The sequence below is a fragment of the Amycolatopsis sp. NPDC104863 genome (assembly GCF_055582965.1).
In genome coordinates this window covers 1022986-1030278 of record NZ_JBVJOW010000001.1, presented here as the reverse complement: position 1 = coordinate 1030278, position 7293 = coordinate 1022986, and the positions used below count along the sequence as shown (strand labels likewise).

At 71.5% G+C, this 7293-nt stretch carries 5 protein-coding genes; 2 read left to right on the top strand and 3 right to left on the bottom strand.

The annotated features are described in order from the left end of the window. Nucleotides 1–361 precede the first annotated feature (361 nt). From ACZ63J_RS04535 to ACZ63J_RS04525, 3 genes are read right to left on the bottom strand one after another with little or no spacing between them, the layout of a single operon-like run. Complete coding sequence (locus ACZ63J_RS04535; protein ID WP_465399759.1) at nt 362–2065, bottom strand: glycerol-3-phosphate dehydrogenase/oxidase; 1704 nt, start codon at nt 2063–2065, stop codon at nt 362–364. 2 nt (nt 2066–2067) lie between these two features. Next, a complete protein-coding gene (gene glpK / locus ACZ63J_RS04530) occupies nt 2068–3585 on the bottom strand; it encodes a glycerol kinase GlpK (RefSeq protein WP_465399760.1) in 1518 nt (505 codons plus the stop codon). Between the two features lie 15 nt (nt 3586–3600). Then, nucleotides 3601–4422, bottom strand: a complete 822-nt coding sequence (locus ACZ63J_RS04525; RefSeq protein ID WP_465399761.1) for an MIP/aquaporin family protein — start codon at nt 4420–4422, stop codon at nt 3601–3603. A 153-nt stretch (nt 4423–4575) separates the two neighbouring features. On the opposite strand from ACZ63J_RS04525, the gene ACZ63J_RS04520 reads away from it, so the two are divergent. Together ACZ63J_RS04520 and glpK (ACZ63J_RS04515) are read left to right on the top strand one after the other, a co-directional pair. Next, a complete protein-coding gene (locus tag ACZ63J_RS04520; protein WP_465342192.1) occupies nt 4576–5328 on the top strand; it encodes an IclR family transcriptional regulator in 753 nt (250 codons plus the stop codon). Nucleotides 5329–5341: 13 nt separating this feature from the next. Continuing rightward, nucleotides 5342–7291 (top strand): glycerol kinase GlpK, encoded by a 1950-nt coding sequence (gene glpK / locus ACZ63J_RS04515; protein WP_465399762.1) that lies wholly within the window; start codon nt 5342–5344, stop codon nt 7289–7291. Nucleotides 7292–7293 lie beyond the last annotated feature (2 nt).

The window sequence follows — 7293 nt, the reverse complement described above, 5'->3', positions numbered from 1 at the left end:
AGAAGGGAACACTGTGAACGGAAGAGGGCGCGTGCAGGTCTGCACGTCCCTGTACAGTCCTGGGCCCCCGCCCCACAGGCGGCGGCCCCCCCACCCCGGGGTTCGGTCACTGGTCGCCGAGGACCGGCGGGCGCCTCGGACGGCGTGGTGGATGTGACATGTACCGGTGACGCTGCCGCGGTCGTTCAGGTCGTTCACCAGGCAGGAAGCCTCGTCGGCCGTGGTCTGGCCGCGCGAGCCCCCAGGACGAAGTACCCACCCGGGCAGGCCCGCACCAGCGCGCTGCCCAGGTCGATCGGACCGCCCGGCTCGTCCGCACTCGCCGGGACCGCGGTCAGCGCCGTCAGCACCGCCGGCCGAGTCAGCTCGGCAGCAGCGCCGGGGCCGTCAGCCGGGTGGCGTTGGCGGCCTCGTCGTCCGGGGCCTCCTGCGCCGAGCGCTCCGCCTCGACCCGCGCGAGGTAGTTCGTCACCTCACGCTCGGTCCGGTGCGCGTCCCAGCCCAGCAGCGGAGCCATCAGCTCCGCGACCACCGGAGCCGCCGCGACACCGCGGTCGCGCTCCTCGATCGAGATGCGCGTCCGCCGCGTCAGGACGTCCTCGAGGTGCAACGCGCCTTCGTGCGAAACCGCGTACACCGCTTCCACGCGCAGGTACTCGGAGGTCTCCGTGATCGGCGAAGCCAGCGAAGGGGCCTCCTCCATCAGGGAGACGAGGTTCCAGATCCGCGTCCCGTACCGCTGCAGGAGATGCTCGACGCGCGCCACCGACAACCCGGTCCGGGAAGCGACCGAGTACCGGTCGGCCCACAGCTCGTGGTACCCCTCGGCGCCGGCGATCGGCAGCCGGTCGGTCCACGACGGCGGGGTCGGCTTGCCCACCTCTTCGACCGCGACGTCGACCGCGTCCGCGGCCATCACCCGGTACGTCGTGTACTTGCCGCCGGCCACGATCACCAGGCCCGGCACCGGATGCGCCACCGCGTGCTCCCGCGACAGCTTCGTCGTCGCGGCCGCCTTCGCCGCCAGCAACGGGCGAAGTCCGGCGTACACGCCTTCGATGTCGTCGTGCGTCACCGGCGTGCGCAGCACCTTGTTGAGGTGCTCCAGCACGTAGTCGACGTCGGCGCGGCTCGCCGCCGGGTGCTCGCGGTCGAGGGACCATTCGGTGTCCGTCGTGCCGACGAGCCAGTGCTTGCCCCACGGGATCACGAACAGCACGCTCTTCTCCGTGCGCAGGATCAGCCCGGTGTCGAGGTCGATCTTCTCCCGCGGCACCACGAGGTGGATGCCTTTCGACGCGCGCACGGTGAACGGCGCGGGAATCCCGGCCGCCTCCGCCATGTCGTCGCTCCACACGCCGGTGGCCGCGATGACCGTGCGGGCGCGGATCTCGAACTCGACCCCGCTCTCGCGGTCGACGACCTTCGCGCCGACCACCCGGGAACCCTCGCGCAGCAACGACGTCACGCGAGCGCGCGTCAGCACCGAGGCGCCCTGCTCGGCCGCCGTCCGCGCGATGGTCATCGTGTGGCGGGCGTCGTCGACCTGGGCATCGTAGTACTGGATCGCGCCGATCAGCGCGTCGTCGGCCAGCGCGGGCGCGACCTTGGCCGCGCCGCGCTTGGACAGGTGCCGGTGCCGCGGCAGGGCGCGGGCACCGCCGAGCGTGTCGTACAGCGTGACGCCGGCGCCGATGTACCCGCGCTCCCACACCCGGTGCGTCAGCGGGACCAGGAACTTCACCGGCCGGACCAGGTGCGGCGCGAGGGTCTGCAGCAGCAGACCGCGTTCCTTCAGCGCCTCGCGCACCAGCTTGAAGTCCAGCTGCTCCAGGTACCGCAGGCCGCCGTGGATCAGCTTCGACGAGCGGCTGGACGTCCCGGCGGCGAAGTCGCGGGCCTCGACCAGCGCGGTCGACAGCCCGCGGGACGCCGCGTCGAGCGCGACGCCGGCGCCGGTCACTCCCCCGCCGACGACCAGGACGTCGACCTCTTCGCGAGCGAGCTTGCGCAGTGTCTCGGCCCGGTAGGCCGGGGAAAGCGGTGTCACGGTGTTCCTCCTCATGGTCACTGCACGTCGACCCAGTCGAGCGTGCGGCCGACGGCCTTCTGCCAGCCCGCGTAGCCCTCGGCGCGCTGCTCGCCGGTCCACGACGGCGCCCAGCGCCTGTCCTCGTTCCAGTTCTGCTCCAGCTCGTCGGTCGAGCGCCAGAACCCGACGGCCAGGCCGGCCGCGTACGCGGCGCCGAGCGCGGTGGTCTCGGCGACGACCGGCTTCGACACCGGCACGCCGAGGATGTCGGCCTGCAGCTGCATGCACAGCTCGTTCGCGGTCACCCCTCCGTCCACACGCACCACGTCGAGCGTGACACCGGAGTCGTTCTGCATGGCCTCGACGACGTCGCGGGTCTGGTAGCAGATCGCCTCCAGGGTGGCCCGCGCGAGATGAGCGTTGGTCGTGGCGCGAGTGAGCCCGACGATCGCGCCGCGGGCGTCCGAGCGCCAGTACGGCGCGAACAGGCCGGAGAAGGCCGGGACGAAGTAGACACCGCCGTTGTCCTCGACCTGGCGGGCCAGGCTTTCGCTCTGGGACGCGCCGCTGATGATGCCGAGCTGGTCGCGCAGCCACTGCACGGCCGACCCGGTGACGGCGATCGAGCCTTCCAGCGCGTAGACCGGCTTCTCGTCGCCGAACTGGTAGCACAGCGTCGTGAGCAGGCCGTGCTTCGAGCGGACCAGCTCGTGGCCGGTGTTGAGCAGCAGGAAGTTGCCGGTGCCGTAGGTGTTCTTGGCCTCGCCGGGCCGGAAGCAGACCTGGCCGACGGTCGCCGCCTGCTGGTCGCCGAGGACGCCGGTGAGCGCGACTTCGCCGCCGAGCGGGCCGTCCGCGCGGGTGACGCCGAAGAAGCCGGGGTTCGACGACGGCCGGATCGCCGGGAGCATCCGTTTCGGGACGTCGAAGAACGACAGCAGCTCGTCGTCCCAGTCGAGGGTTTCGAGGTCCATCAGCATGGTGCGCGAGGCGTTGGTCGGGTCGGTGACGTGCACCCCGCCGTCCGGGCCGCCGGTGAGGTTCCAGATGAGCCAGGAGTCGGTGGTGCCGAAGAGGGCGTCACCCTTTTCCGCGTCCTCGCGCACGCCGTCGACGTTTTCGAGGATCCACTGCAGCTTGCCGCCGGAGAAGTACGTCGCGGGCGGGAGCCCGGCCTTGCGGCGGATGACGTCGCCCTTGCCCTCGCGCTCCAGCGCCGAGGCGATCCGGTCGGTGCGGGTGTCCTGCCAGACGATCGCGTTGTAGTAGGGGCGGCCGGTGCGGCGGTTCCACACGACGGTGGTCTCGCGCTGGTTGGTGATGCCGAGCGCGGCCAGGTCGCGGTAGGTCAGGTTGGCCTTGTTCAGCGCGGTGGCGATGACCGAGCGGGTGCGTTCCCAGATCTCGGTGGCGTCGTGCTCGACCCAGCCGGGCTTCGGCAGGATCTGCTCGTGTTCGAGCTGGTGGCGGGCGACTTCGTTGCCGCCGTGGTCGAAGATCATGAACCGGGTGCTGGTGGTGCCCTGGTCAACCGCGCCGACGTAGTCAGGCATGGGGGTTCTCCTCAGTCAGTGGGCGGGCTCGAGGTCCTTGGCGGGCATGGCGTCCAGCGGTTCCCCCGCGGGGAGGAAGCGCTCGATGAGGAACTTGTAGATCGCGCCGCCGACGAGGGCGCCGAGCACCGGGGCCACGATCGGGATCCACCAGTAGGGGAAGCCGTACTGGTCGGACCACGCCGTGTCGTAGCCGGTCAGCCAGGAGGCCAGGCGCGGGCCGAAGTCGCGGGCGGGGTTGATCGCGTAGCCGGCGTTCGTGCCCCAGGCCATGCCGATCGCGACGACGAGGAAGCCGACGACGACCGGGGCGAGGTTCGCGCCCGGCGAGGTGTTGCGGAGGTCGGTGATCGCGAAGAGGACGATCAGCAGGATCGCGGTGCCGATGATCTGGTCGCGGAACGCGCCCCAGTCACCCACGGGCAGCGTGCCGTTACCCGGCAGGGTGGAGAACACCCCTTGGGTCTTGATCGTCAGGCCGGGGTCCTTGGCGGTGAGCACCTCGGTGTAGTTCCAGCGCACGAGCAGGGCGGCGAGGAACGCACCGGCCGTCTGCGCGAGGGCGTACGGGGCGACCTTGCGCCAGGAGAAGCCCTTGAACACCGCGAGCGCGATGGTCACGGCCGGGTTCAGGTGCGCGCCGCTGATCCGCGAAGCGACGTAGACACCGAGCGTGACGCCGAGCCCCCAGGCCCAGGCGATGCTGTCGTGGTCCCCGATACCCGCGGCGGCGACCTGCGCCACCACCCCGCACCCGAAGAGGATGAGGATCATCGTTCCCACGAACTCCGCGGCCATCTCGCCGCCGAGCCCGTGGGCCTTGAGGTTTCGCACCATTGCTTCCTCCACAAAGGACCGTTCGTTCCCCCTGGTGAGTGAAAGTTAAGTTCGGGTTTCCGGGGGGTCAACGGACACCGGTCGGCATTGTCGAACGGCCGAAGTGGATGTTCGACATTGTCGAATCAGGGCCGGTCAGGTTACCGTCAGGGGGTGCCCGGTCCGATCCAGTCCATCGAGCGCGCCGCCGCGATCCTGCGGTTGCTGGCGCGTGGCTCGGGCCGGCTCGGCGTCGGCGAGATCGCCGAGTCCCTCGAACTGGCGAAGGGCACCGCGCACGGGATCCTGCGCACCCTGCAGGGGGTCGGGTTCGTCGAACAGGACCGCGACACCGGCAAGTACCAGCTGGGCGCGGCGCTGCTGCACCTCGGGACGAGCTATCTCGACGTCAACGAGCTGCGGTCCCGCGCCATCAACTGGGCGGACGCGCTGGCCGCGCGCAGCGGCGAGGCCGTCCGGATCGGCGCGCCCCTGGAGGGCCGGGTGCTGGTGGTGCACCACGTGTTCCGGCCCGACGACAGCCTGCAGACCCTCGACGTCGGCTCGCTGCTGCCGCTGCACGCGACCGCGCTCGGGAAGGTCCTGCTGGCCTACGACACCACGCTGAAGGCGACACCGGAGCTGTACACGCGCCGTACGCTGACCACGCAGACCGCGATCAAGCGGGCCTGCGCCAAGGTCCGCGAAGCGGGCTGGGCGGTCGAAAACGGCGAAATGATCTCGGGCGAGGCCGGCATCGCGGCCCCCATCCGCGGCCACGGCGGCATCGTCGTGGGCGCGATCGGGGTGTCGGGCGCCGTGGAGCGGATCTGCGAGCCGGACGGCGCGCCGAGCCCCCGGTTGCTCGGCCACGTCCGCGACGCGGCGCGCGCGGTGTCCCGCGACCTGGGCGCGTCCCGATGGTGAAGGAGGTGTCCGGGTGGTCCAGCGGTACGTGATGTCGGTCGACCAGGGCACCACCTCGACCCGGTGCATCCTGTTCGACGCGCGCGGCCGGCTCGTCTCCGTCGTGCAGCGGGAGCACCAGCAGCACTTCCCGCGGCCCGGCTGGGTCGAGCACGACGCGACCGAGATCTGGCGGAACCTCGCGCGGATCGTCCCGCAGGCCCTCGCCGACGCCGGCGCGACCGCCGAGCAGGTGGTCGGCCTCGGGATCGCCAACCAGCGGGAGACCACCGTCCTGTGGGACCGGCACACCGGCAATCCGGTCGGCCGCGCGATCGTCTGGCAGGACACCCGCACCGACGCGATGCTCGAACAGCTCGCCCGCGAGCCGGGCGCCGACCGGGTGCGGCAGCTGTGCGGGCTGCCGCTGGCGACGTACTTCTCGGCGCCGCGGATCCGCTGGCTGCTCGACCGGACCCCGGGCCTGCGCGAGCGCGCCGAGCGCGGCGACGTCCTCTTCGGCACCATCGAAAGCTGGCTCATCTGGAACCTCACCGGCGGGGCCGAGGGCGGGGTGCACGTCACCGACGTCACCAACGCCTCGCGCACCATGCTGATGAACCTGCGCACCCTCGCCTGGGACAAGGAGCTGCTCGACTTCTTCGACGTCCCGCGCGCGATGCTGCCGGAGATCCGGTCCTCCACCGAGGTGTACGGGACGACGTCGCGGGTGGTGCCCGGGATCCGGATCGCCGCGGCCCTAGGTGACCAGCAGGCCGCGCTGTTCGGCCAGACCTGCTTCGCGCCCGGCGAGGCGAAGTGCACGTACGGCACCGGCAGCTTCCTGCTGCTCAACACCGGCCCGACCCCGGTGCTGTCCACCCACGGCATGCTCACCACGGTCGGGTTCAAGATCGGCGACGAGCCCGCGGTGTACGCCCTGGAAGGCTCGATCGCGGTCACCGGGTCGCTGGTGCAGTGGTTCCGCGACGGCCTCGAGCTGATCGGCAGCGCCCCCGAGATCGAGACCCTGGCCAAGACGGTCGAGGACAACGGCGGCTGTTACATCGTCCCCGCGTTCTCCGGGCTGTTCGCGCCGCACTGGCACAGCGAGGCGCGCGGGGTGATCGCCGGGCTGACGTCGTACATCACGAAGGGCCACCTCGCGCGGGCGGTGCTGGAGGCCACCGGCTGGCAGACCCGCGAGGTGGTCGACGCGATGAACGCCGACTCGGGCCTGGCGCTGTCCACGTTGAAGGTCGACGGCGGGATGACCGCCGACAACCTGCTGATGCAGTTCGTCGCGGACGTGCTCGACGTGCCGGTGGTCCGCCCGATGGTGGCGGAGACGGTGTCCCTCGGCGCGGCCTACGCGGCGGGGCTGTCCGTCGGTTACTGGCCGGACCTGGAAGGGTTGCGGCGCAACTGGCACCGCGCCGGGCAGTGGCTGCCGGCGATGGACCCGGCGCGCCGCGACAGCGAGTACGGGCACTGGCGCCAGGCGGTGGAGCTGACGTTCGGCTGGATGCGCCCGGGCCCGGCCGCGGTCGCGCCCGGCTCGGACCTGGTCGAGGTGCTGCTGGCCGACCACCGCCGGTTCGAGCAGCTGTTCCGCGACCTGCGTAACACCGAGGCCGACCGCCCGGCGCTGGTCGCGGAGCTGGCGGGCCTGCTGGTCGCCCACGCGACGGCGACCGAGCGGATCGTGCGCCCGGACTCCCCCGGGCTGTCCTTCGCCAACGACCTCCTGGCGGTCCTGGAGACGTCGGACTCCGAAAAGGCGTTGCTGCGCCTGGAGAACGTCGTCGACGCGCACGTCCGTGGCGAAGAGCGCGGGCTGCTGAACGACCTGCGCCGTACGATGTCCACTTCGGACCGCACGGGCCTCGGCCGAGCGTTCGCCGCCGAGCGGCGCCGTCAGCTGGGCCTCGACTGCGGCAACGCCGACCACATCCGCGCACTGGGTGACCGGCTGACGCTCTAGCC

Excerpts from the sequence above, each read along its gene's own strand:
- glpK (WP_465399760.1), bottom strand. The coding sequence starts at position 3,585 with ATGCCTGACTACGTCGGCGCGGTTGACCAGGGCACCACCAGCACCCGG.
- ACZ63J_RS04525 (WP_465399761.1), bottom strand. The coding sequence starts at position 4,422 with ATGGTGCGAAACCTCAAGGCCCACGGGCTCGGCGGCGAGATGGCCGCG.
- ACZ63J_RS04535 (WP_465399759.1), bottom strand. The coding sequence starts at position 2,065 with ATGAGGAGGAACACCGTGACACCGCTTTCCCCGGCCTACCGGGCCGAG.